This window comes from Bacteroidales bacterium (assembly GCA_014860585.1).
Taxonomy (GTDB): Bacteria; Bacteroidota; Bacteroidia; order Bacteroidales; family 4484-276; genus RZYY01.
On record JACZJL010000130.1, the window covers coordinates 1 to 25,142 of the forward strand.

A 25,142-nucleotide genomic window follows, 5' to 3' on the forward strand; every position below is an offset into this window, starting at 1 on the left:
TTAATAATGACCTCTTAGGGAATAGACAACAATGGTGTCATCAATTAATTCATAAATAATCCGGTGTTCAAGGTTAATGCGCCGGCTCCATTTACCTGATAAATTGTGCTTCAAAGGTTCAGGCTTTCCACTGCCGGAAAAGGGATGTTCGGCAATCTCCTGTAATATTTCAAAGGCTTTGCTTAGCAGTTGGGTATAGCCGGCTTTTTTGAAAAAGGAAATATCCTTTAATGCCTGATCGGTGAAATCAATGGGATATTTCATATTACTCGCCCTGAAACAGCGCTTTCAACTCGTCGGTGGAGTTCACACGGGTAAATCTGCCATTTTTGTAATCTTCCTCACTCTCACGTATCTTTTCCACAAAATCGGGATTGTAGGGTGGCAGTGCTTCTTCTACGGTATACTGAATGTTCAGTTTATTAAGGTAGGTTTTGAGCTCTGAAAGATGTTTGCCTTCTGCCTGAATGATCAATGTTTCCATAACAGTTGTTTTCGGCAAAAATACAAAATTCAGATTTATTGGCCTGAAAGCACTTTCCGGTTGAAAGCATTTTTTACCTTGCCATTGCAAAAGAGCATCAAACTCTGGTTTTAAAGGGAGGAGCGGTTCAAATCCCAGTCATTTTTTATGAGGAGTGGCAGCCCTAAAGATTTATGAAGTGAATGACCCAGGGTGTGGCGGTTGGCTTGTCCGTATGATTTCTTTCGGGGATTTTTGAAAGTCAGTCGTTACCTTTTGGGTTCAGGATTATTTTTAGTTTCTCAGTGAAACTCTGTGCCTTCTCTGTGAAGCTCTGTGTAATAATCAATTGTGACACGGAAAAGACTCAGTGAACCACAGAGCCTTGGAATATTTGTTTATTTCTATTTGAGTTTTTCAGCAGACACTGTTTATCACCACATTAGACACAATAGGACACAATAGAAAATTTGAGTGATTTCTGCTTTCTATTCTTTTTCCCTTTTTCTAATAACTGGTGATTTTTAAAGGATAGGTCCCCCTCCGCCGGAAAGGGACACAGAGTAAGAAGTATTTTCGGTTGAGAGCCGGAATTGAAACCTTACCAATCAATACCCGTAATTCCTTCCTTCCCATTTTTCGACAACCACGCGCCACACCAGCACTTCGTGGATGGATGGTGTGTTGTAGCTGAAGTCTTTGCCGGTGTAGTGCTGCATGATGATGTTGAGTGCTTTTACTTTTTCGTCGAAATCTTCGATGAACTCCACTTTTCCATGCGCCAGGACGCTGCGGTATTTCATGCCATAGCTGCAGGCCACCCCCTCGCTTTGCCAGCGCAGTTCGTGGTCTGTGCTGAAAGCAACGCACACCTGCGGCCTTTTGTGCAGGATGGTGATCTTTTTGCCTGTTTGCGCCGAATGCAGGTAGATATTGTCCTCGTGCAGCCCAAAGTTCATTGGCAGCACATACGGAACTTCGTTGTCGTCAACCATGGCCAGGTAGCAGGCAACGCACTTCAATGCTGTGTCGTGCAGGGTTTGCAAATGGGTAACTTCTCTCGGTTTCATTTTACTTGGCGGTTTTGGTTATTGTTTTCGATGTTGATGAGGTAATTCAGGAAAGAAACGATCAGCGTAAAAGCCAATGCCCACCAAAAGCCGGCGATGTGGAAGCCTGGCACAATTTCGCTGGCAATAAGGGCGATCAGTGCATTGATCACCAGCAGAAATAGACCAAAAGTGATAAGCGTGATGGGGATGGTGAGGAAAATCAGGATTGGCTTTAGGATCGTGTTGAGAATGGCCAGCACAAAGGCGACCAGGAGCGATGTCAGGTAGTCTTTGATTTCGACGCCACTCAGAATCCAGTCTGCAACGATGACTGAGAAAGAGGAAAGGATAATTTTAATCAGGAAACGCATGTTGTGTTAAGCTTTAAAATGAATCAAAATTAATGGAAAAAAGGAACTCCGATCTTAACGTATTTTCGGTGGTCAGCCACATCATCCGGTAGCCCAGCGTGATGGGGGCGATGAAGCGGAAAAGATGGGTATCGGCAAAAACCTCCAGTCCGGCGGTGCTGTATTGGGTTTCGGTGGAACGGGCACTGCCGGTGGCGAAATCGTAAAACAGGTTTAGTCTCGTCCGTTTGAGATAAACCAGCGACGACAGGCTGAAGTCGTGGTATCCGACGGGCAGGGCATAATTGGCCGACCAGCTTGTCAATTCATCGGCATATTGCCCCGAATAGCCGCGCGGAAACCGGACGATATTGCCGTAATAGAAATTGTTATCAACTCTTTTCTGGTAACCGCCATAAACATTCAGGCTGTGATGCCTGAAAAGCCCGGGGATATATAACCTGGCTTCTGCAGCAACCATTGCACCGAGTGTGTCGCCTTCGAAGGGCGCTGTCCGGTAGTTCAAAGCGACCATTTGCCCCCACTTCGGAAGAATATCGTGTGACGACATTTTCAGGTAATTGCTGCCATTCAGCCGGTAGTTGATGGTTTTGTAGTTGCTTCTTCTGAACCGCAGTCCCGACTCAGGATCCATATCCAGCTGGGTGTAGTTGAATTCGACAGCAGGTCGTAAAAATCGGGAGTATTTACCCGAGGTAAAGTTCAAAGGAAGGTAAATACCGGCTTTGAAATTGGTCTCCATCCAGGAGTAATCAATCTGATTATTGGCCGTATCCACAAAAAAGCTTTTTCGTTTGCCGAAATCTGCCGTGAAATCGAGTACCGGAAACCAGCCGGCATAGCTATAGTTCAGGTAATATTTCCCGGTTTGTTCGTTCACATCATATTCCCACCCGAGCGTAGTAAAAGATGAACTCAGCAGGTTTTGCGAAAAGAGGGAAATACCGGGTTTCACATTGTAATTCTGTGCATCGAGCGAAATGGGCGCCCAACTGTGAATATTGAACAGGTTCAGCATTTTCGGATATTTCCTGATTTCGTGCTGCTCCTGCGAAATCTTTTCCGGTTCGAGGATTTGCCCCTCCTGATCGGCCAGTGCCTGGTAAAGTTTCACAAAGTTGTCGTTCACGTTTGCCAGGGGAATCTGGTTACCAGTATTAAAAGGAATTTTGGCGATGGAAAAACCTTCCGGGGTATAATTGGCAAAAAGAATGGAGTCGCCGTCTTGGGTAAAAACCGGATCGGTCAGTCCATATTCAACGGACGCAATCATCGCAATGGTTTTGGTATCCAAATCAAGTTGGTAGAGATTGTCAATGCCCGACCAGGCGCCGGCGAAAACCACGCTGTTGCCCTTTATCACCGGTTTTGAAATATCGGTAAATGTAAAATCTGATACAATTTCAATCTCTCCACTTTCCGGATCGGCCAGGGCGATGGCTTTGCCTTCGTTGCCAACGACAATGGTGACGATTTTTTTTCCGTCGTCCGACCATTTCGGCCAGGTGAAGAAGTAATTTTCAGGAGTGGTCATTCTTTTCAATACTTCTCCTGTTGTCACACTCAGCACCACAAGGCTGTATTGCTGATCTTCCGAAACATCCACTGCCGCCAATTTCGTGGCATCCGGCGAAAGGTTCGGGGCAAAGTAGCGGGTTTTGTGGGTGAGTTGGGTAGCTTTCCCGGTTTGAAGATCAAGCACCCTGATGACCGAGTAATTCCGGTGTTGCCACCTGATGTCGAAATCACGTTCAGCCCAGGCAAGCAGATTTCCGGCGTGCGAGAGTGTTCCGGGGTAATAGTATCCGGGTGTAAAAAGGATTTTCTCATTTCCCTGCTGATCAACCTCAACAAACCGGGCAATGTCGTCCAACTCTTTTTTCTCTGCCAGTAACGTTCCCTGTGAAGTTAAATTCGGACTGCTGTAACTGGTAAAAATCCTTTTCTCAGGAAGGGCGATTTCAGATACCCGGAATTTGGGAGTTTTTTCCTGTTGAGCTTGCCATTGCTCTTTAACTTTGGTCAATGTTGAATTGTAAAGTTTGGTTTTGGCGAGGCCGGTCACATCTTTGATCCCTTCAGAAAAAGGGACGATCATGTAAGGATTTCGTCCAACTTTATCGAAAGTGTGGTTCCAGATTTCAATGCCGTATTTTTCGCGCGATTTGGCCACGATGTGATAGCCGAGGATATAATGATTGGGCACAAAATCTTTGTAAGACCCAAAAACTGCCTTGTCGTAGGAGAACAATCCTTTGTAGAGAAACTGCGCCCTGAGCGGCATGGTAAAAGAAGGTTGCCTTCCCCGCCCGGACTTGCTCAGCGCGGTTTCGGTGGCTACGGCGTCGCCTTCGAGAAACCAAAACGGAATGTACAATCCAAGAACCGCTCCGGTCACCTGCTCGCCAAAGAGGTAGGTTAACAGTTTTGTCAGTCCCTGGTTGAGTTTGCTGATCTGGATCACGTGGCGGTACTCATGGAGTGCCAGTTGCTGGAACCATTCCTGAGCGTACGTGTCCTGCGGCGGAATGGTGTAAAATTCCATTCGTCTTGGCGCCCAAACTACCATACCGTTGGAGGTGGAGGTGAAATTGTGGATGAGTACGGATATCTTTTTCGGAGTTGATTTTAGGGTTACGGTATCCAGTTGTCGGGCATATTCAAGGGTATTAGCTATGTAGTTCGCAGTAATGTCGTATCCTTCGGGAAAAACCACTTTAAACCCCGGTGTGTTGATTTGCTTCCATTTTACTGAAGCGGGGTTTTGCCCGGTGCTGTAGTATTGGGCGTTTGCCGTTGAAACAAATCCACACATAACCAACATGATAACGCCAATAATCAGGATATTTTGCTTCATGGCTGAATGGGATTGGTCATTGCTTTTTCAAAAAATTTCCAAAGCGGATCGCTTAAGGTTGAGGCCACTATGGTTACCGATTCCTGTTTCACCGGATGTATAAACTCCAGTTTTCGTGAATGAAGGCAAATAGAGCCGTCGGGGTTGGAGCGGGGTGAGCCGTATTTCAGATCGCCTTTGATTTTACAGCCGATGTTCGCCAGTTGCGTCCTGATCTGGTGATGGCGTCCGGTTTCCAGTTCGATTTCGAGCAGATGGTAGCGGTCGCTGCTCATCAGCAACCTGTAACTCAACCTGGCCAGCAGCCCTCCTTTGGTGTCGCTTTTAACGACAAACGACTTGTTCTTTTCCTTGTCTTTACGCAAATAATTCTCCAGCCGGCCTTCCTGAGTTGGCGGAGGCTGATCCACTATTGCCCAATAAGTTTTTTTAATTTGATGCAGACGTAACAGCTCGTTGAGCCTTGTCAGCGCTTTACTGGTGCGGGCAAACATCACAGCGCCGCTCACGGGACGGTCGAGCCGGTGTACAACCCCTAAAAATACGCTTCCGGGTTTTCCGTACTTTTCCTTGATGTACTCTTTTACGTCGTCCCGCAGGGTTTTGCCCTCAAAAACATCGGCCTGGATGAGGTCGCCGGGAAGTTTATTTACAATAATGATATGGTTGTCCTCATACAAGATCTCATTTACCATCAAACTGTCCTCTTTTTTTGATTAAGCGGTGATTAATGATTAGTACTGTTCGCGGTCGTTGGGGAAATTCACTGTTTTCACGTCGTTGATGTACGCCTTCACCGAGCCCTGAATTTCTTCGCTCAGGTTGTGATATCGACGCAGGAAGCGCGGAGAAAATTTCTGTGTGATCCCGAGCATATCATGAAGCACGAGCACCTGGCCATCCACCTCGTGACCTGCGCCGATACCAATGGTGGGTATCCTGATTTCGGCGGTTACCCGTCCGCCGAGGTTGGCCGGGATCTTTTCGAGCACAAGGGCAAAACAGCCTGCCTCCTCGAGTAAATGCGCATCTTCGATCAATTTTTGGGCTTCTGTTTCTTCTGTTGCTCTTACGACATACGTTCCGAATTTATGGATGGATTGCGGGGTCAACCCCAGATGACCCATCACCGGAATTCCAGCTGTCAGTATCCTGTCAACCGACTCAATGATCTCGCGGCCTCCCTCCATTTTTACCGCATTGGCCCCGGAAGATTTCATGATGTTGATCGCTGTACTCAGCGCTTCTTTTGAATTGCCCTGGTAAGTACCAAAGGGCAAATCCACCACCACGAGCGCCCGCTTCACAGCCCGCATCACCGAGGAGGCGTGGTAGATCATCTGATCAAGTGTGATGGGCAATGTGGTTGAATAACCGGCCATTACATTCGACGCTGAGTCGCCCACCAGGATCACATCAATACCGGCCTGGTCGAGTAATGCCGCCATCGAAAAGTCGTATGCTGTGAGCATGGCAATCTTTTCTCCCTTGAGCTTCATCTCCTGGAGCACATGCGTGGTTATCTTTTTGTAAACGTTTGCTTGTTTCTTGTCCATTTTACCCCGATTTTCGTTTTGCCCTTCCGGTTTTCATTTTCCATTTTTAAAATAAAAGAAAAATTGCGCCGTTAGGTCGTGTGTTATTTCAAAGCTACAAAATTAGCTGTTTTTTTAAAGTCAGTTGTCCATCAAAAATCTTGAACTCAATTTTTAACCATCTACTTCGTATTGCTCCTATGACTAAAAAAATTACGCTGCTCCTGCTCCTGCCAGTCATCCTGTTCACCTTCTATTCGTGTGAAACAGAAGTTGACATTGACACCGACTGGAAAGAGATTACTATCGTTTACGGCCTGCTCAATCAACTTGACACAGCCCATTATTTCAGAATAAATAAGGCTTTTCTTGGCGGCAACGCATTACAAATGGCTAAAATTGAAGATTCATCCAGCTACAGAAACGCCCTGGAAGTAAAACTTGAAGGTTGGGATCTGAATTCAGTAGTTCAGACTATCTTTTTCGATACTTCCACATTCAACAATAAAGACACCGGCATATTCTACAATCCTTACATGGTGATCTATAAGGGAGTCGGGCAGTTGAACCCGGAATTGCAGTATCGGTTGTTTGTCAAAAATACGATTTCGGGACATGAAGTAACCAGCAAAACGAATCTGGTCAGGAATTTTATCATCAAAAAACCGGTAGCCGGAGGCCGCCTGACTCTTTTCCGGGGTTTTAACACTGCGTTTGGCTGGACAAACGGAGTCAATGCCCGGCGCTATGAGCCCCAGGTTCGGTTTCATTTTTGGGAAGTCCCTGCAGGTACTCAGGATACAATCCCGAGATATATTGATTGGGCACTTACTACGGTCAATTCCAACAACCTTCAGGGTGAAGGGGAGATAGAAATCAGTTTCAGCAATGATGGTTTTTATGATTTTGTCAAAAGTAAATTGACTGACAATTTTGATGGAAGGCGTCTTTGCGGAGAGGTCGATTTCATTATTTCAGCCGGCGGCGATGAATATGATACCTACATGAAAGTTAACGGTCCTTCCTATAGCCTGGTTCAGGACAGACCCGAATATACCAATGTTGAGAACGGACTCGGGCTTTTTTCAAGCCGATATAGCATATTTAGGGTTAAAAGGCTCGATCCCAGAGCCGAGGATGAAATCATCTTATTGGATGTTAAGTTTGTCAAAAATCCGCAGCTGTAGTTAAACAGCGGTTTGTCAACAGCTCTTAACGGGAGAAAAAGTCAGTTTACCAAGCAAAGCAGCAAAAAAGAATCGCATTGACCCCATCCTTGCATTACCCCCCGCCACTTCCTGCGTCAGTGTCGGGCAAGCATCGCCCCAAAACTCCCCGCCTTCTCCTTCGTCGTAGTCGGGCAAGCATCACCCCAACACTCCAACCCAATTTGCATCCGATTTAAATTACTTTTGCAAAATATTGATTTACATTAATTTGTAAAATCACTACTATTTTTTTAACAGTGGGTATTGCCTAAAATCCTAATATTGTAATGTGTTTTCAATGAGATTTGCCGGAAATTTTCCGGTTTTAACATCAATTTACGCATTATGATATCCAACTTTATTTTCAGCCTGCTGCTTGTGCTTGGCGCATTTCTTTTTTACAAAAGCATTAACCGGATTGCCGGTATAATAAAGTCCGGCAAGGACATAGATATCAGCGATAATCCCGGTGAACGATGGAAACTGATGGGGCTGGTGGCGATCGGTCAGTCGAAAATGGTGGCAAGACCGCTATCGGCCATCATGCATATCTTCATCTACGTCGGGTTTATCGTTGTGAATATCGAGATGATCGAGATTCTGATTGATGGTGTCACAGGCTCACACAGGGTACTTTCTTTTCTTGGCATCATTTATCCTGTGGTTGGCTCCATCTTTGAGTTTTTTGCCTTTTCGGTTATTGTGGCGTGTTTTGTTTTTCTCTCCCGCCGCAATATCATCAGGCTGAAAAGATTCTGGAACAAGGAAATGACCACATGGCCAAGGACTGACGCCAATATCATCCTCATCACCGAGATTCTGCTGATGAGTTCAATCCTGGTGATGAATGCTTCCGACAGCATCCTGCAGGGTCGAAGCCACGCGGATTTCCCGGCTGTTGGAACATTTCTCATCAGCGGTATGATCAAACCGGTGTTGATGGAATTATCCAGTAGCAGCCTGGTTTTTCTTGTACATTTCACCTGGTGGTTTCACATTGTCGGTGTGCTGATCTTTCTCAATTATATCCCCTTCTCAAAGCACCTTCACGTTTTCCTTTCGTTCCCCAATGTGTTTTATTCCAAACTGGGGCCTAAGGCAAAAATACCTGCCATTTCATCCATTACCAGCGAAATTAAACTCATGTTGAACCCGTCTGCCGAAGTTCCGGCACCTGCAGAGGGGGCCGAAATAGCGCAGTTTGGGGCAAAAGACACACCGGATTACACCTGGAAAAACCTGATGGACGCTTTTGCCTGCACCGAATGTGGGCGCTGCACTTCGAGTTGCCCGGCAAACATCACCGGCAAAGCGCTCTCGCCGAGGAAACTGATGATGGATGTCCGCGACCGTGCTGAAGAGCTGGATAAGTTATGGCGTAAAAACGGAAAAGATGATAAAGACGAAAAGACGCTTTTTGACCGGATTTCAGCCGAAGAAATCTGGGCTTGTACTACCTGTAATGCCTGTGTTCAGGAATGTCCTGTGAATATTGATCCTGTGGCGATCATCATCGAATTGCGCAGGTATCTTTTCCTCGAAAAATCCGCAGCTCCCGGGGAACTCAATATGATGTTCACCAACATCGAAAACAATGGCGCTCCCTGGCAGTTTTCACCCGAAGACCGCCTGAAATGGGCTGAAGACACCGGAGTGAATGTTCCTCTGATGGCCGATCTTTTTAACCAGGGCAAAAAGCCGGAATACCTTTTCTGGGTTGGCTCATCAGGCGCTTTCGACGACAGGTTCAAAAAAGTAAGTGTTCAGTTTGCCAAAATATTGAATCATGCCGGGATTGATTACGCAGTGCTGGGTCCCGAAGAAACAGATACCGCCGACTCGGCACGCCGGGCCGGAAACGAAATGCTTTACCAGATGCAGGCCCTCCAGATCATTGAGATACTGAAGGCTTATGATGTTAAAAAAATCATCACCTGCTGCCCGCACGATTTCAACACGTTCAAAAATGAATATCCTGATTTCGGGGGCAATTTTGAAGTCATGCATCATTCGCAGTTTCTCAGCAAGCTCATTGCTGAAGGGAAAATCAATCTCAACGGAAATCATTTTGAAGGGAAGCGCATCACATTCCATGACCCTTGTTACCTGGGACGTGGAAATGACGAATACGATGCACCCCGCCAAATAATTCATGCGCTGCACGGCGCCAATCTTGCCGAAATGAAACGTAACCGCCAGTTTGCCCTATGTTGCGGCGCCGGCGGCGGACAGATGTTCAAGGAGTGCGAAAAAGGCGTCAAAGAAGTGTTTCTCGAGCGAATTGAAGACGCCATCGAAACCGGCGCCGATATCGTGGCAACAGCCTGCCCTTTCTGCATGGTGATGATGACTGATGGCATTAAATACAAAAACAGGGAAGAAACCATGAAAAACTATGACATTGCTGAGTTGGTGGGCATATCGCTGGGAGTATAATCCATTTATCATTCGAATGGTCAATGGAATTGTCATAAAAGAAATTCTTCATTCTGATCGGGGGCTGAATCATTATTTTTAAACAATACCATATCTATGGTCAGATTCAAAAAAACAGGATTGCCGCTTATTTATCTATTGATACCTGTAATAATTTTTGCTCAGGCGCCAACCGGAAGTTCAACATTTATCATCAATGGGTTCAGTAAAAAGATTTCCGGAACCGACTTTTGGTACCACTCCTCTATCCAGATTGCCAAAGAAAGCCTGTTGATCCGCGCAACCGACGGCAACTCTTCGATGGAATGGGAAACTGCCTCGGCGCCCAATAATCTGAAAACTGAATCAGTAACTTATGTTTGGCTTGCAGGAATTGGCTCTTCACCCGGCAAGGCAAGTTTCGACCTGGAAGTAAACGGGATCAAAAAATTCACTTTTTGGGCTGATGGAACAGATGAATGGGATTTGAGAGCCGATGGAGGTTCTTCACTGCGTTTTAAAAAAGATATGATTGATCAGCATGGCGACCGGTTTGGATTTATGTTTCTTACGTTGCCTGCAAACACCGTAGAAACCGGCAAGCCAATGAAAATCAAAGTTACGGGCGGCTATTTCGGGAAAACATCGTGGTACATGACTTTCAAATTTCCGTTGGAAAACGGTTTAAACTTTGAAGCGCTGCCCGCTATTTCAACAGTCAACGGGAAGCAATACCAGCTTGGCGTTGCAGGGATTCTTCATTTTGAAGAATATGCGTTGGCCAAAATGTTTATTGAAGATCAACTGGTGAAGGAAACCCCAGTGGAATTTGGTTATAACTACGTGAAAGTTCAGTTGCCGGCAGTTAAAGAACAAACTACCGTTAGCTATCGTCTTGAAGTTGCAGACCAAATATGGGAAGGCCAACTGGCCCTCAATCCTGTTCGCGAATGGCGGGTAAACTTTGTGCAACACTCTCACACCGACATTGGCTACACCCGTTCTCAAATGGAAATCCTGGCCGATCAAATCCGCTTTATTGATTATGCCCTCGATTATTGCGATCTGACTGATGATTTCCCTGATGAAGCCAAATTCCGCTGGACCTGTGAAGCTTCCTGGGCGGTGGATGAATTCCTTAAAAGCCGTCTGCCAGCGCAGATCGAACGACTGAAGCAACGTGTTACCGAAGGCCGTATTGAGCTGACAGGGATGTACTTTAACTTCAGCGAGTTGCCCGATGAGCAGGTGCTGGCTGCCTCCCTCCAGCCGCTTAAAAGATTCAGGGAGCTTGGTCTTGAGGTGAAAACAGCCATGCAAAACGACGTGAACGGTATCGGCTGGTGTCTGAATGATTATTACGCAGACCTTGGCGTGAAATACCTGAACATGGGCACGCACGGCCACCGGGCACTGATTTGCTTTGACAAGCCTACGTTGTTCTGGTGGGAATCCCCTTCGGGAAAACGAATGCTGGCATGGCGCGGTGAGCATTATATGATCGGGAATACAAAATTTAAAATCCAATCCGGCGATTTTAATGTTTTTGAAGATGAATTGCTGACCTACCTCATTGACCTTGAATCAAAAGGTTATGAATACAATCTCATTTCCCTTCAACACTCAGGTTTTATCACCGACAATTCGCCGCCTTCCACCTTTGCAAGCGAATTGATCAAGCAATGGAACGAAAAATATGATTGGCCTAAATTGAAGACTGCAACAGCGACGGGGTTTTTTGAAGAAATGGCAGCTGAACATGGCGAATCATTCCAGGTGATACACGGCGCCTGGCCCGACTGGTGGACCGACGGATTTGGGGCTTCTGCACGGGAAGTGGCTGCCACCCGACGGGCACAAAGCGATTTGATGGCCAATACTGCCGGCCTCACAATGGCTGCCATGCAGGGAGTTGATTTTCCTGAAAAAATTCACGACCGCATCGAAGCAGTGAACAATGCGCTGCTGTTTTACACCGAACACACGGTGGGCTTTCATGCCAGTGTGCGCGAACCTTTTCATAAATACACCATGGAGCAGCGGGCAATCAAGGAATCGTATGCCTGGGAAGCAAGCCGCAGGGCAAAAATGCTGGGTGAAGAAACAATGGGATTGCTCCAAACCTTCATCGAAAGGGAGAAATACCCCTCGCTTGTGGTTTACAACACCCTCAACTGGGACAGAAGCGGTTTGGTTGAAGTTTATATTGACCATCAAATCATCCCGCGTTATTCAAACTTTTCAATTACTGATCAGCTGGGCACTTCATTAAAAACACAACCTGTTGAACGTCATTCCGACGGAACTTACTGGGCAGTCTGGGTGGATGATGTTCCCGCTTTTGGTTTTAAAAAATTTGTGATCAAACCTGAAGATGCTCAGCATGAAAGCATTTCTTCTGAAAGTAATTCAAACCCAATGGTTATGGAGAACCCATGGTATAAAATTTCCATTGATCAACAAAAAGGAGCGATAACAGGTATCTTCGACAAGGAGTTTAAACGGGAACTTGTGGACAATAACGCCGATTGGAAATTTGGTGAATTTATTTACGAGCTGCTCGACAACCGTGAACAAATGGAGTCATTCAGATTAGATAATTATACCCGGGAGCCGCTCGAAAAAGTTTGGTTTGATGCTTATGAGCCGGGCGAAATCTGGAATACAATCCGGTTTAAAGGAAATACAAAAGCTGCAAACCGCGACGGTGGCTTTGAATTTGAGATCAGGTTGTTCAACACCTCCAAACGAATTGATCTGGCTTATTTTATCGAAAAGAAACTTGTTACAGACCCGGAGGGAATCTACAACGCCTTCCCATTTATACTTGAAAACGGACAGTTGGCTTTTGATGTTCCGGGTGGTGAGGTGAAGGCTGGAATAGATCAGATTCCCGGCTCGTCCAATGACTGGAATACTGTGCAAAACTACGCCAGGCTTTATAGCGACAAAGCCCAGATTTTACTTAGCTCTCAGGAAATCCCGCTGATGCAGTTTGGCGGGATCAACACGGGGCGTTACAAAGCCGGCGCTACTCCGGAAAGCACCCACATTTACGGCTGGCCTATGAACAACTACTGGACAACCAATTTCAACGCTGACCAGCATGGCGGCCACACCTGGGTATATTGTTTCACAAGCAGCGACAAAACTGCCATCACCGATGCCACCCGTTTTGGCTGGGGCAACCGTACGCCATTTTTAGCCCGGGTTTTGCCCGGTGGCGGAAATGGAGACGATATCTGGCAACACTCATTCATCACCGGCTGGCCTGAAAACGTAATTTTAGTCAACGCTATTCCACAGCAGGATGGGAAAACAGCGATTTTTCATGTAAGAGAAACTGAGGGAAAATCGTCGTTATTCGACATCAAAAATGGATTGACAGGGGCCGGTTTGAAATGCTTGCAGGTAGATGTCACAGGCGCCGAAGTTAAAAATGGAAACCCGGGATTGAAACCTCTTGAGAGCAAGTTTTTCAGGGTGAGGTTTTAAGTGAAAAATGATGGCGGGACAATTACTCAAAAAAATCAGACAAACACTGTTCATCGAACTCAATTTCGTGTGCGCGAAGCATCAGAAGTCACTCCTCGCGGAATGATTGTTTTCTGTGGTGTTCCTGTTGATTATCAATATAATTGATTACCGAGAACGATAGGAAATGGAATATGAAAAGAGGCCATATCCTTATTGCCATTGAAATTTGGGTTTCACTTAACCATTTTGGCTAATAAAAATAGAAGTACTCGATTTTACACCCCGAACTAATGCTGGTATGTAGCATGGGTGCATGCCGAAGAAAATGTGAATCTGATCGGGCATTAAGTAAATCACCAGAGGTTTGTGCTTATAATTTTTGAGGATGCCTACGATAAATTTACCCCACTCTAACCTGAACAATCCAGAAAAGTTTCACCCGGAGACCACTATGCAAGAACACGCAAACACCGCAAAGTTGTGATTCATTGTTTTGTTCTTTGCGAACTTTGCATAACCAAACATTGCGCGCTTTGCGTGTAAAATTATGCCAGGATAAACACGAATATTTTAAGTAAGATACTATAACTCTCCGTTTACGAAATAACCCTTAGGGAATTATCAAGTTGTAGCTTTGTGGTTCTCTGCGCAAAAACTTTGCGGTTCAGCCTTTTTTACCGTGGAGATACGCAAAGAAGACGCTAAGAACTGCAGAGAAACAACTTTTCTCGGTCTCAAAACCGCTGTTTAGTCTTCACCCATTTTCACAAACCGGAGCTGTTGAACGGCTTCCTTTTGGTCGGTTATCTGCAACAAATAAACAGAAGGGCTTAAAGAACTGATAAGGATTTCTGTTGCGTTGCTTCCGGCTGAAAATGTTCCGGTAATGACAATTTTCCCGCTAAGGTCTATAATTTGATAGTGCAGGTCACCGGTCAGGATTTCATTGCTGATGATCGAAAGCAAATTTTTGGCCGGGTTGGGATAGATAGAAAATTCCGATCTATCTGCCGGTTTTGTCACTGAAGTGGTCAGCTCTTCGAAATAAGCATCAAAAGCAATGTTTTGGGCGCCGGTATTCAGTGTATCAAGAAAGACAGGATTCAGGATATTGTTGATCAGTCCGTTGTTACCCCATTCCAGAAAAATGAAACCATCTTCAGGAAGGGCTTCAATTTTTACAGGAATGCCGTCAAAGTATACTCCCTGCCAGGGATAGCTGTCGGGTGTAACGGTACTGATTTTTATTTTTCCTGCATTTTCCGGATACACGTTTAAGATCACTTCAACCTGGCCGGGTAAATTGAAATGTGACTGGAGATGGTTTCTGACCTGGTTTGTTCGCTGTGAAAGCTGGCTTTGGAATTCAAGGTGGTTGTTGGTGAATACTTCCATTTGCCCCGGGATATTGTTCGGATCGCCCCAGCGGGCATATTCATCCGGCATTTCCAACACCATCTGATTAAACATACTTTGTTCCAATGCAAACATTTTTTCGAAATGATAGGCTGTATTCATCACATCTGCAAAGCGATTGATGAAATAATTCCGGAACCTTGCGTTCAGGATACTCCTTTGCCAGATATGAACGTGTGGGTAAAAATCACCGTAATTCAGCATGTATTCGATATGATCAAAATAGCAATCGGTCCAGCCATTCGGGTCCATCGAAAGTTCCAGGTCAATCAGGCAGTAGCGCCATCTGAAGTCTGTTTTGTCGGAGCGGTAAATTTTGATGTTGTTCCATGGCCAGTCCGTGTTTCCCATCCATGATTCTGCAATGAAATAATCGTTATACCATGTCATATCAAAGTACTGATCTGCTGAATTCCAGAATGAGGTATCGGAGGGGTTGATTTGAAGGAAGGAGGCATAATCCTCATAAAAATCATCCAGTGAACCTTCCACAGCGCGCAAAACCCCGCCATACCATGCACTCATGGATAAAATATCCGTTTGTTCGGGATCGGCGCCATCGAGGGTTTCAAAGTACTCGGTATCCATTTTTTCGCGCAATTCATACAGCCCGAAATAATTTCCATTGATATACACTGAAACCGGGCGCCAGGCATTGTAATAATTATACGTTTCTGCGCCCATCAGCGCAACCTGGCAAGCGTCCTTATAAGGAAAGCTCAGGTATTGATTACTCCCGTTTCTCAGGTAAAATTTGCTATATCTTGTCCTGTCAGGTTTAGCGGGAATGATTTGATAATCAACCGGTCCATCACCCAACACTCCATCGGCCAATTCAACCCTGAAGGAGTGCTGGGGATGCGAACGGGCGCCACCCCATCCCCCATCAATCTGTATTCCTGCTCTTTGGGAAAAAATCAGGTTTTTTGTGGAATCGAAATATTCAACATAGGCTGCCTTTTCCCAATCAAACCACCAGTTGTCAAAAATCCCGTTTTCACCATAGAGATTGTCGCTGCTCGTAGCCACCGAAATGACAGGGGTTGTATGATTAACGCCGAACAAATAAGAAGAAACAGTATTCGGGCTTGGCAGAATGCCTGGTCCAAATACTCTGGCTTTCAACACCATCGAATTGGCAATGTTGATCGGTTCGCCTGTAAAAACCTGGGAAAATGGAGTCGGTTCGCTCCCGTCGGTCGTGTAATGGATAGATGAAGGTTCGGCGTTGGGATTACTGATGCTCAGATAAAACGGTAGCTGATAAATTCCTGATGGGACCGAGAAAACCGGTGCCTCAAAGTAGTCGGTAAAGGTGGCCGAAGTATTATTTGTGAATGATGGTGTTCCCAGCTGGAAAAGATACTGATCGGAAGACCCGTCGGGAAAAGATCCCCGGCTGTTGTCCAGATCGTTACATTCGATGAACAATGAACTTAGGAATACCTGGTAAGGAGAGAAAAGAAAAACCGCTTCACCAGATTCTGAAATTTTGAAATTGGTGTGGAGGAAATTGCTTGTATCCACTGCATCAAAGGAGGAGGCCAGCTCACCGAGTGAAATCAGTTTCATGTGAATATCAATGTAATCATACACTGTATTCGGATCGGTCGAAACCACGTCAAAAGCAAGACTTGAAATCTCCCCGGCTGTCAAACCTGCTGCTGTAAGTTCCGAAGCAAGGATCAGCATCTGGTGCCTTGCCGACCAGTACCAGTTGCCGTATGGAGCGGGATAGTCAGTAGGCGAGTTCTGCAATGTGCCCGTCCCGACAGGGATACCATTCAGCTTCATGTTTGGCCGTTGATAAGCACGGCTTCCATATTTGGACATGCAGGAGGCTGCACTGCCATCATTAAATGTAAAAGAACTGGCATAGAAACCGGTGGCAGTTTGGTTGAAAACCGAATTTGTAGTGTACCCTGCGGAACTGTAGGAACAGGTATTGATCAGAATATTGGAAATACCATCCCAGTAAAATGGAGTGGAAAAACTGTGGGTATTCCAGCCGGCAATGGGGTTAAACTCTACGGCGGTGAACACATGGACAAAGCCCGAAAGTGGTTTTCTGTCCTTTCCGCTGCATAAAACTGTCCGGAACGCTCCCGGGGCAAGTTTTACATTCGGGAAAATCCATTTTGTTGGATTGTCGGGTTTATCAGTTATGGAATAATTTAAAAGATTGATGGTGTCGGCGCCTGTATTATACAATTCTAACCAGTCAGGGTATTCTCCATCCTCGTCGGCAATGGTGGAATAATTCATGTTACTTCCTTCGTTGATTACCACCTGAGCAAAGACCCGAGGGATAAAAATCGCAAAAAAAGCAAAAGAAAACCACAAACTCCTTGATGACATATGATTAATTACTTATTTCCGAATTGAAATCAGATAGAAATTTCTTTTCGACAAACATAAGGAATAAACTGATCATGGTGTGGCAGTTATTATGCAACAGAGATAAGTCGCCATTTTCAATCAACGCTGTTAAAAGAAACTTCTGCGTTAAGGCCGTTTGATCATCGCTTTTTAACCCTTGATTCGACCGGGTTTTTGAGGTTTGAATACTCCGTCAGTTCCATCTTCACCGAACCAACGATCACCGCTGATTCGGCCAGAACCGGGATTTTGTTTTCGTCATCAGTAATCCATAACGTCATGGGATAGGGATTACTGAACACTTCGCCGGTGGCCACCATTGGCTTGAATGCCAGGCAACGGAAAACTCCAAGACTGGTTTCAACTATTTCTCTTCCCTGAAATTGAATAACAGAAATGTACAGGGAATCGTCAAGATAATAATTGACCGAGATGTTATCGCCAACCTTGAGTGTATCAGCATTTAAAGTGCGGGCATAATAAGTTGCTGAAAGGATGTCCTGTACATAAGGAGTGATTGTTTTGGATTTTTTCCTGCTTTTGGCAATTCCTTTTGCATGGTCAAAATCCACGTCATCATCCCTGACGTATCCTCCCTCCTTTGTACGACGGATAAAATGATGAGGCGCCAGCGATTCTTTGTCAACAAACGACTCGAACCGGTCGCGCACTTTGAAAAAGAAATCAAACGTACGGTTGGATTTGCCGATCCCTACAATATGCACTACTTCGCGGCCATCAAACTTCTTGTTCGACTTTTTGATTTCAATTTCGGCAGTTCCTGCATTGATCTGCCCGGTTAGCAAAGACTCGTAATAGACCCTGTAATGGAGCGTTTCACCAATTTCCCAGGCATTATTCTCCACCTTACGGTACTCAAACCCGGGTGAACTTTGTGCGTTCGCTGAACATGCAAGCGCAAGCGGTATGAATAATTGAAGGAATCGAACAGGGATATTCATGAATTGCAAGGTTTGGACTAATAACAGAAAAAAGTCTTAAAAATTACTCGAAAAGTAGCATGATACAATTGACATTTTAATAAAAAAAGAGAATCATTCAAAGACTTGATCATTCGTATTGTAAGGGTAAAACGATGAAAAAATAAAGCATTCATTTCCAAAGTATCAGGTAAGTAAAAGCTATCAAGGATTGGGCCATCAACCGGCAAGACCGGTCAGTGGATAAATTACCGGTAAAATCGCACTGAATCACAAACTGCTGATGAAACCTGGTTAGAAAATAAATGAAGGGAAATAAAAAAAGGTGGATCAAAGCAGGTTGGAAAAACTGAGCAGAAGAAAATAGGGATAAAGCGCGTTTCTACTGACCAATGATTTTCGCTGAAAGGTGTCTATGCTTCCGGTGCAAATTTCAACGGTTAGTTTTGGATGCGCCTGCAATTTGGACAAAAAAAAGCAGTAATGCGCAAAACACCTTTTGTACCTTCTCATCTCCCTTTAAAGCGGAAAAATATACCTGAACACCACGCTGAAATAATCTCCTTTGAGGTCAATCGTCAGATCGTTGATGTTCACCGGTTCATGGGTATACAGGATGCGGGTTTGGTAAAGGGTTGAAAAAAGACGGTAAACGGGGCCGACATAAAACCATCCGCTGTTTTCGGTGCGGTACTCGAACCCGAAACCCCCTCTGAACACCGGCATTACCCAGTAGTTTCGGATTGAAATCTGAGAAAAATCGTAAACATAGCCTCCGGTAGGCTTTTCTTCGTAAGCTCTCGTCTGAAACTCACCCGGAAGAAACTGAAACGAAAAACCCAGGGATTGATCAATGTAGAGCCGTTCGCCCAAGCGGATGAAATAGTTGAAAGTGAGCGGAATTTCAAAGTTATCGGCAGTAAACTGCAGGTCGGTTTGAAAATCTTCTTCCGTGGCTGTTATCCTGTAATCGCGGATCAGGTAGTTGATCCCTGTTTCAAGTGCCATCTTTTCGCTGAGCCGGAACGAAAGATGCGCGCCATAGGCATATCCCGGACGGGGTGAGATATCGAACTGCACCCCCTGGCTGAAGGCCTGCACTTCGCCTGAGCGAATGAGATTACTGGGAATCAGCGGTTCAATCTGCAATCCAAAAGTAACTTTCCGATCCTGGGCTGAAAGGCCGTTGATCAGTAGCCACAAAAATAAAAATATGGTGATTTTTCGATGAATAACCATTAATATGCAAACAAGTCAGATTCGGTTAATTTGATCACCGGACCATAGCGTTTTTCAATTTCAACAAAGTCCACCTGGTCACGATGCCCGAGAATAACGTATGTTTTTGGCTTTTCTTTTACAAATTGTGCATTGAATGTCTTCACATTGTCGAGGGTCATCGTAGGAATTGTTTTGTATAGGAGCATTCTCCTGTCAACATCGTATCCCATCTTTTTATCATTCAGATACGACCAGATGATGCCTGATTTGGTGATACGCTGTGTACGGATATCCGAAATCATCTGTTCCTGAGCCAGTTTAAAAGCATTATCTGACAGTGGCATATTTTTAAACAGGTCATTGAAAGCGTCGAAAGCATCAATCACCTTGTCGTTCTGGGTGGCAATAAAACTCGTATTCATAAAATAACCGTCAGGGTTCGAAGGTTGCCTGTACGATGATGAGGATGAATAAGCCAGCCCGCGTTTTTCCCGCATTTCCTGGAACACAATGGCATTCATCCCTCCGCCGAAATAGCTGTTGTACAAACTGACCTGAGGAACAATCTCTTTATTGAAGGGAACCCCTTTGGAGATGGTCTGCAAATAGGACTGGTTGGCCTCATAGTGAGCAAAGTAAACCATCTCTTTTTCAGTTTCTTTTGGTTCAAATTTCGTTGCTTTATCTACAGCTGCCAACGTTTTGGGTACTTTGTGATTGGTCTCCACCAGAGTTGCCACCTTATCAATCGGTTGGGGGCCGTAGAATGCGATGTTATGTTCAATTTTCCACAAGTGTTGAAGAGTTGCGATGAGCTGCTCGACCTTTAGCATTTCAAGTTCCTGGTTAGTTAGAGTGAAAGTTGTTGGATTTTCAGCGCCATACATCGCGTAGTTGGTGAGTGCCTGGAAATTGGCACGTTGATTTGCTTTGCTGTCGAGCCGGGCTTTCTTAACATTATTGATGTAAGATTCAAGGTCTTTGGCTTCCCCTCTGGCATTCAATACAAGGTCTTCGAAAAGAATGAGTGCATCTTTTAGATTTTCGCTCAGCCCGCTCAGGGTAATCCTGGTTTCTTCATCATCCACCCTTACACTGAATGTACAGGCCAGTTTATAAAATTCATTGCTGATCTCTTCGGGAGACATTTTTTTTGTTCCCATAAAATCGAGAAATGAAGCAGCAAATGGGAGAAGTTTGTCGTGATAACTGCCCATTGGGAAAGTATAAGTAAAACTGAACGTTGGGTTCTCCGTGTTTTCGACGTAAAGAATTTCAATCCCATTGGATAACTGTTTGCGTTTGATGTCCTTCTGGTAATCGAGGAATACAGGTTCAGGCTGAGGGACTTCGGATGCTTTGATCTCTTTCTGCAAATCCGATTCAGCATCCCTGTTGATATGAATGGGTGTAATTGGCGGCTTTTCCATTTTGGTAATGTCATCGGGCTGACCTTGCCGTTTGTAAACAACGACATAATTGTTTGCTCCAAGATGCTCGTTGGCAAAAGCGATCACATCCTCCCTGGTTATTTTACTTAAAGTATTGACGTATTCAACGCTTTTTTCCCAGGGTTGGTTGTTCATAAAGCTGGCGACCATCAGGTAGGCACGTGAGCGTGCTGATTCAGTCCGGCGCAGTTCCTGCAATTTGAGGTTGTTGATGGCAGCTTCCATCAGCCAGTTGGGGAAATCTCCCTTTTTAAGCTTTTCTACCTCACCCAGTAAAAGATCTTTGACCTCTTCCAAAGTCTGACCTCCTTTATTTCTGCCTGACAGCGTAAGTGCCGAATAGTCAGTCAGTGATCTTACGTAGGCACTCGAGCCGAGTGTAGCCATCTGCTTGTTCAGGTTTTGATCAATCAACCCTGCTTTGCCGTTGTAAAGGATCATTCCGATCATGTCGAGATAAGGGCTTTGTTCAGAGCCTGAACCTTCGAAGCGCCAGGCTAACTGGGCAGTTTCAGCTTCGAGACCGATCACTTCTTTCACAACCGGCTTGGTGATTGGCGGTTCCGGCTTGAATTTAAGCTCCGGAACATCGCCGGGGGTGAGTTGTCCGAAATATTTGTCAACAATAACAATGGCTTCATCCGGGTCAAAGTCACCGGCCATCACTACCGCCATGTTGTTGGGAACATAGTAAATATCGAAAAACTCCCTGATATTCTTCATTGAGGGGTTTTTCAGGTGCTCGGCCTCGCCAAGGGTTGTCTGCAGCCCGTAGGGGTGATGGGGATAAAGCCCTGCCATCAATGCTTCAGAGGCTTTGCGGCCATCGTTGGTGAGCGACATGTTCTTTTCTTCATACACCGTTTCCAGTTCGGTATGGAAAAGACGGAGAACAGGTTCACTGAAGCGATCAGCTTGAATCTTAGCCCAGTTTGCCAGTTGATTTGACGGGATATTTTCGATGTACATCGTGTAATCGTTTGAAGTGCCGGCATTGGTTCCCTGCGAACCGATTGCAGTCATCAGTTTATCGTATTCGTTAGGGATGGCCAGCGTGGAAGCGACGTAAGAAATGCTGTCAATCTTTTTGTAAATGGCCGCCCGTTTCTGCATGTCGGTTTCCTGGCGGTACACTTCAAAAAGGTCTTCGATTTCCTGAATCAGCACTTTTTCTTTTTCCCAGTCGAGTGTTCCAAAATTGGGAGTCCCTTTAAACATCATGTGTTCGAAGTAATGCGCCAGACCGGTGGTTTCGGCCGGGTCGTTTTTGCTTCCCACCTTCACTGCCACAAAAGTTTGAATCCTGGGTTCCTCAGGATAAACCGAGAAATAGACCTTTAGTCCGTTGTCAAGGGTGTAAATCCGCGCCTCAAACGGGTCGCCTTTCACTGATTCGTAAGTGTACGTTTTTTGAGCAAAGACACTGATTTGCAAAGCGAAAAGCAAAGCAGCCATCAGTTGGAGTCCGGCAAGATTTTTTGTTAACATGATTGAGAATTTAAATTAAAAATTAAAAAATGGATAATCAGATTTGAAAATACTTCATGATAACAGCCTGTTATTAAGATCATCATTGCGTCGATTTCTGACATTTCCCAAATTAGGTTAAATGTCGTATGTAACTTCTGTCAGTAAAATATTTCAGAATGTAAAAAGTAATTTGACAGAACTCAATCACAATGAATAAAGATTCAGCCATTTCCAAGTCCTAAATCCTTAGTTTAAAATACCTTTAAAGTTGCAAATTTATCCAATTATTAGAATTACTAATCTAAATGTGGACAAAAGCATCTTTTTTAAGATAGAAAGACAAATAGAATGAGAGAAAAAATTAAAATTTTCTTACATATGACCGGAAAATGTCTGCAGAAGCCAGATGTCAGCCCATGCCATGGCAAAATATGAATGCTGAGAACCTATGGTTCAAGAAAATGAGACTTAACAAACCCTGGATAAAATATTCAAAAATTCACTTCATTTTTACTGGATGTTAAATTTCGTTACTTATTGGGCTATGACCAAATTTTAGCTGAAATTTGCAACTTGAAAATTCAGATCAGATGAAAAAAATAATTACAGGCACTTGGGCTGTTGGCAAACAGATAATTAACGTGAAACTAAGTATCATCATTTTCAAAGAAGATGAATCGCATATTGTTTTTTGTCCCGCTCTCAATTTGACTGGATATGGCGATTCCGATCCTGAAGCATTGCAATCCTTTGAAGTTGTGCTAGGTGAATACTTCAATTACACAACCAATAAGAAGACCCTCGAAACCGATCTTGAGAAAATGGGGTGGAACCTTGGGAAAAGCATGCGTAAACCTGCAACCCCTCCCGATATGTCCTACCTTTTAAATCATAATGAAGATTTTAGAAATATTTTCAACAACCACGCTTTCAGAAAAGAAGATACACGGGTTGCTATTCCGGTTTTTGTCTGATGCACCGTAATCTGAAAAATATAAAACTGGCCACATTTCGCAAATTTCTTGAGTACAAGGGACTCAAAAAGATCAGGACTGCCGGTGGTCATGAAGTTTGGAGCAGAAGTGACCTTACCAGGCCAGTCGTATTGCAAAGTCACAAAGACCCGATCCCTGAGTTTGTCATCAAATCAAACCTGCAAACGATAAATGCTGATAAACAGGAATTGATTGATTTTTTGAGTGAATCATTTCGTAAGTAATAAGCCAGATATCTTGGCAAATAGATAATTAACAAAGGGCAGATAGTTAAATGAACAAGCCTGCCTTACCGTTCTGACAAAAAATTGTCAGCGATATTACACCAAAATGAAAAAACCGTTTCCAATGCGTTGATTAGAAACGGTTTATATTTTATGTTGTAGCCCCACCAGGACTCGAACCTGGATTTAAAGTTTAGGAAACTTCCGTTCTATCCCTTGAACTATGGGGCCGAATTTTTAGTTTTGCAAAAGTGCAACTTTTTTGTAAAAAATGAAGTTAAAATTGTCATTTTCCACCATTTTTACTGATAAACACTTTCACAATGAATCCAAAAGGTAAAGAAACAAAACCCCACATCGGGATCTTCGGGCGGCGCAACAGTGGCAAAAGTTCTCTGATCAACGCATTGGCACGACAGGAAATAGCGATTGTTTCCGATACTCCCGGAACGACCACCGATCCGGTGAAAAAATCCATCGAAATACCTGGCCTGGGTGCCTGTGTGCTTGTGGATACTGCCGGAATTGATGATTCGGGAGAGCTGGGTGAGAAACGCATTGCAAAGACACAGTCGGCATTGAAAACCATTGACCTGGCCATCCTGGTGATTTCCGGGAACCAATCCGGCGATCACGAAGAAAAGCTGATTCACAATCTCAATCATTTTGGGGTGCCCTTTTTCATTCTTCACAACAAGAAAGACATTCAGCCATTAGCTACTGAATTAAAAAGGGATCTTGAAAATAAATACCAAACCACGATTGTTGACTTCAGTGCGCTGCACCCAGAGGATCCCGACAGCCTGGCAGGTGTGATGAAAAAGCTGATGCCCGAAACAGCCTACACTTCACGGTCAATGTTGGGAGGGCTGATTTCGGGAGGGGATGTTGTGTTGCTCGTTACACCCATCGACACCGAAGCGCCGGAGGGAAGGATGATCCTTCCGCAGGTGCAGGCCATCCGCGATATTCTCGATAATAATGCCATAGCTATCGTATTAAAGGAAAGTGAATTGGAGGCTTATATCAACATCATGCATCCAAAGCCTGTGCTCGTTGTTACCGACAGTCAAATGTTTGGCAGGGTGAGCCGGATTGTCCCGGAGGAAATTCCTCTAACCGGCTTCAGCGTGATGCTGGCGCGATATAAAGGCGATTTTGTGAATTACCTGAAAGGGACGCCCCATCTCTCAAATCTTAGCGATGGTGATAAAATCCTCATCCTTGAATCATGCACCCACCATGTAACCTGCGATGATATCGGGCGAAATAAAATTCCGCGCTGGCTTACCAACTTCAGTGGGAAAACACTAGATTTTACGGTGGTAGCCGGGCTGAGTGATTTGCCGAACAACCTCTCCGATTATTCGATGGTCATTCAATGCGGGGGGTGTATGATCACCGGCAAGCAACTTATCAACCGGCTGAAACCCGCAGTGGATGCCGGCATCCCGGTCACCAACTACGGCATGGCCATTGCCTGGACGCACGGAATTTATGAAAGGGCTGTGGCGCCGTTCCTGAATATGAAATCAAAATAGTGACTGACCAAATCATTAAGCAAAATTTTATTTCTGGTACTTTTTCCAAAATTGGTAACCATTATTACTACTTTTTTAATTCATTGGTAATAATTATTACTACTTTTGCCATAAATTGGTAATCAA

General features: G+C 44.7%; 18 protein-coding genes and 1 tRNA gene. 6 read left to right on the forward strand and 13 right to left on the reverse strand.

The window, feature by feature from the left end; all coding sequences use genetic code 11:
* The 7 genes from IH598_13485 to panB all read right to left on the reverse strand — a co-directional run bounded on the left by IH598_13485 (position 1) and on the right by panB (position 6,299).
* A complete protein-coding gene (locus IH598_13485; GenBank protein ID MBE0639524.1) occupies positions 1-264 on the reverse strand; it encodes a Txe/YoeB family addiction module toxin in 264 nt (87 codons plus the stop codon).
* A gap of 1 nt (position 265) precedes the next feature.
* Positions 266-484, reverse strand: coding sequence for a hypothetical protein (locus IH598_13490; GenBank protein MBE0639525.1), 219 nt, complete (start codon positions 482-484; stop codon positions 266-268).
* Between the two features lie 587 nt (positions 485-1,071).
* Complete coding sequence (locus tag IH598_13495; GenBank protein ID MBE0639526.1) at positions 1,072-1,533, reverse strand: pyridoxamine 5'-phosphate oxidase family protein; 462 nt, start codon at positions 1,531-1,533, stop codon at positions 1,072-1,074.
* The gene (locus tag IH598_13500; protein ID MBE0639527.1) at positions 1,530-1,886 is read right to left on the reverse strand and encodes a phage holin family protein; all 357 of its coding nucleotides are present in this window, start codon (positions 1,884-1,886) and stop codon (positions 1,530-1,532) included. The genes IH598_13495 and IH598_13500 overlap by 4 nt, the downstream gene beginning before the upstream one ends.
* Before the next feature lie 13 nt (positions 1,887-1,899).
* The gene (locus tag IH598_13505) at positions 1,900-4,743 is read right to left on the reverse strand and encodes a hypothetical protein (GenBank protein MBE0639528.1); all 2,844 of its coding nucleotides are present in this window, start codon (positions 4,741-4,743) and stop codon (positions 1,900-1,902) included.
* Positions 4,740-5,438 carry an RNA pseudouridine synthase gene (locus IH598_13510; protein MBE0639529.1) on the reverse strand — a complete coding sequence of 233 codons (699 nt, stop codon included), beginning with the start codon at positions 5,436-5,438 and terminating at the stop codon, positions 4,740-4,742. The genes IH598_13505 and IH598_13510 overlap by 4 nt, the downstream gene beginning before the upstream one ends.
* Before the next feature lie 39 nt (positions 5,439-5,477).
* Positions 5,478-6,299, reverse strand: coding sequence for a 3-methyl-2-oxobutanoate hydroxymethyltransferase (panB, locus tag IH598_13515; GenBank protein ID MBE0639530.1), 822 nt, complete (start codon positions 6,297-6,299; stop codon positions 5,478-5,480).
* 179 nt (positions 6,300-6,478) lie between these two features.
* Here panB and IH598_13520 point away from each other — a divergent pair, with 179 nt between their 5' ends.
* The 3 genes from IH598_13520 (at position 6,479) to IH598_13530 (ending at position 13,396) form a co-directional block, all read left to right on the forward strand.
* Positions 6,479-7,465, forward strand: a complete 987-nt coding sequence (locus tag IH598_13520; protein MBE0639531.1) for a DUF4249 family protein — start codon at positions 6,479-6,481, stop codon at positions 7,463-7,465.
* A 366-nt stretch (positions 7,466-7,831) separates the two neighbouring features.
* On the forward strand, positions 7,832-9,922 hold the full coding sequence (locus IH598_13525) for a (Fe-S)-binding protein (protein ID MBE0639532.1): 2,091 nt from the start codon (positions 7,832-7,834) through the stop codon (positions 9,920-9,922).
* Between the two features lie 633 nt (positions 9,923-10,555).
* Positions 10,556-13,396 carry a glycosyl hydrolase family 38 gene (locus IH598_13530; GenBank protein MBE0639533.1) on the forward strand — a complete coding sequence of 947 codons (2,841 nt, stop codon included), beginning with the start codon at positions 10,556-10,558 and terminating at the stop codon, positions 13,394-13,396.
* Positions 13,397-13,615: 219 nt separating this feature from the next.
* On the opposite strand, the gene IH598_13535 is transcribed toward IH598_13530, so the two are convergent.
* From IH598_13535 to IH598_13555, 5 genes are all read right to left on the reverse strand, one after another.
* Positions 13,616-13,801 (reverse strand): transposase, encoded by a 186-nt coding sequence (locus IH598_13535; protein ID MBE0639534.1) that lies wholly within the window; start codon positions 13,799-13,801, stop codon positions 13,616-13,618.
* Between the two features lie 324 nt (positions 13,802-14,125).
* On the reverse strand, positions 14,126-17,152 hold the full coding sequence (locus tag IH598_13540) for a CotH kinase family protein (protein ID MBE0639535.1): 3,027 nt from the start codon (positions 17,150-17,152) through the stop codon (positions 14,126-14,128).
* A 161-nt stretch (positions 17,153-17,313) separates the two neighbouring features.
* The gene (locus IH598_13545) at positions 17,314-18,135 is read right to left on the reverse strand and encodes a DUF3108 domain-containing protein (GenBank protein MBE0639536.1); all 822 of its coding nucleotides are present in this window, start codon (positions 18,133-18,135) and stop codon (positions 17,314-17,316) included.
* A gap of 498 nt (positions 18,136-18,633) precedes the next feature.
* A complete protein-coding gene (locus IH598_13550; protein ID MBE0639537.1) occupies positions 18,634-19,317 on the reverse strand; it encodes an outer membrane beta-barrel protein in 684 nt (227 codons plus the stop codon).
* Between the two features lie 35 nt (positions 19,318-19,352).
* On the reverse strand, positions 19,353-22,241 hold the full coding sequence (locus IH598_13555; GenBank protein ID MBE0639538.1) for an insulinase family protein: 2,889 nt from the start codon (positions 22,239-22,241) through the stop codon (positions 19,353-19,355).
* 605 nt (positions 22,242-22,846) lie between these two features.
* On the opposite strand from IH598_13555, the gene IH598_13560 reads away from it, so the two are divergent.
* Together IH598_13560 and IH598_13565 are read left to right on the forward strand one after the other, a co-directional pair.
* Positions 22,847-23,230 (forward strand): hypothetical protein, encoded by a 384-nt coding sequence (locus tag IH598_13560; GenBank protein ID MBE0639539.1) that lies wholly within the window; start codon positions 22,847-22,849, stop codon positions 23,228-23,230.
* Positions 23,230-23,475 (forward strand): type II toxin-antitoxin system HicA family toxin, encoded by a 246-nt coding sequence (locus tag IH598_13565; GenBank protein ID MBE0639540.1) that lies wholly within the window; start codon positions 23,230-23,232, stop codon positions 23,473-23,475. The genes IH598_13560 and IH598_13565 overlap by 1 nt, the downstream gene beginning before the upstream one ends.
* 159 nt (positions 23,476-23,634) lie before the next feature.
* Here the strand turns inward: IH598_13565 and IH598_13570 are convergent.
* Positions 23,635-23,706: transfer RNA gene (locus IH598_13570), tRNA-Arg, on the reverse strand.
* A 92-nt stretch (positions 23,707-23,798) separates the two neighbouring features.
* On the opposite strand from IH598_13570, the gene hydF reads away from it, so the two are divergent.
* Positions 23,799-25,016, forward strand: a complete 1,218-nt coding sequence (hydF, locus tag IH598_13575; protein ID MBE0639541.1) for a [FeFe] hydrogenase H-cluster maturation GTPase HydF — start codon at positions 23,799-23,801, stop codon at positions 25,014-25,016.
* Positions 25,017-25,142 lie beyond the last annotated feature (126 nt).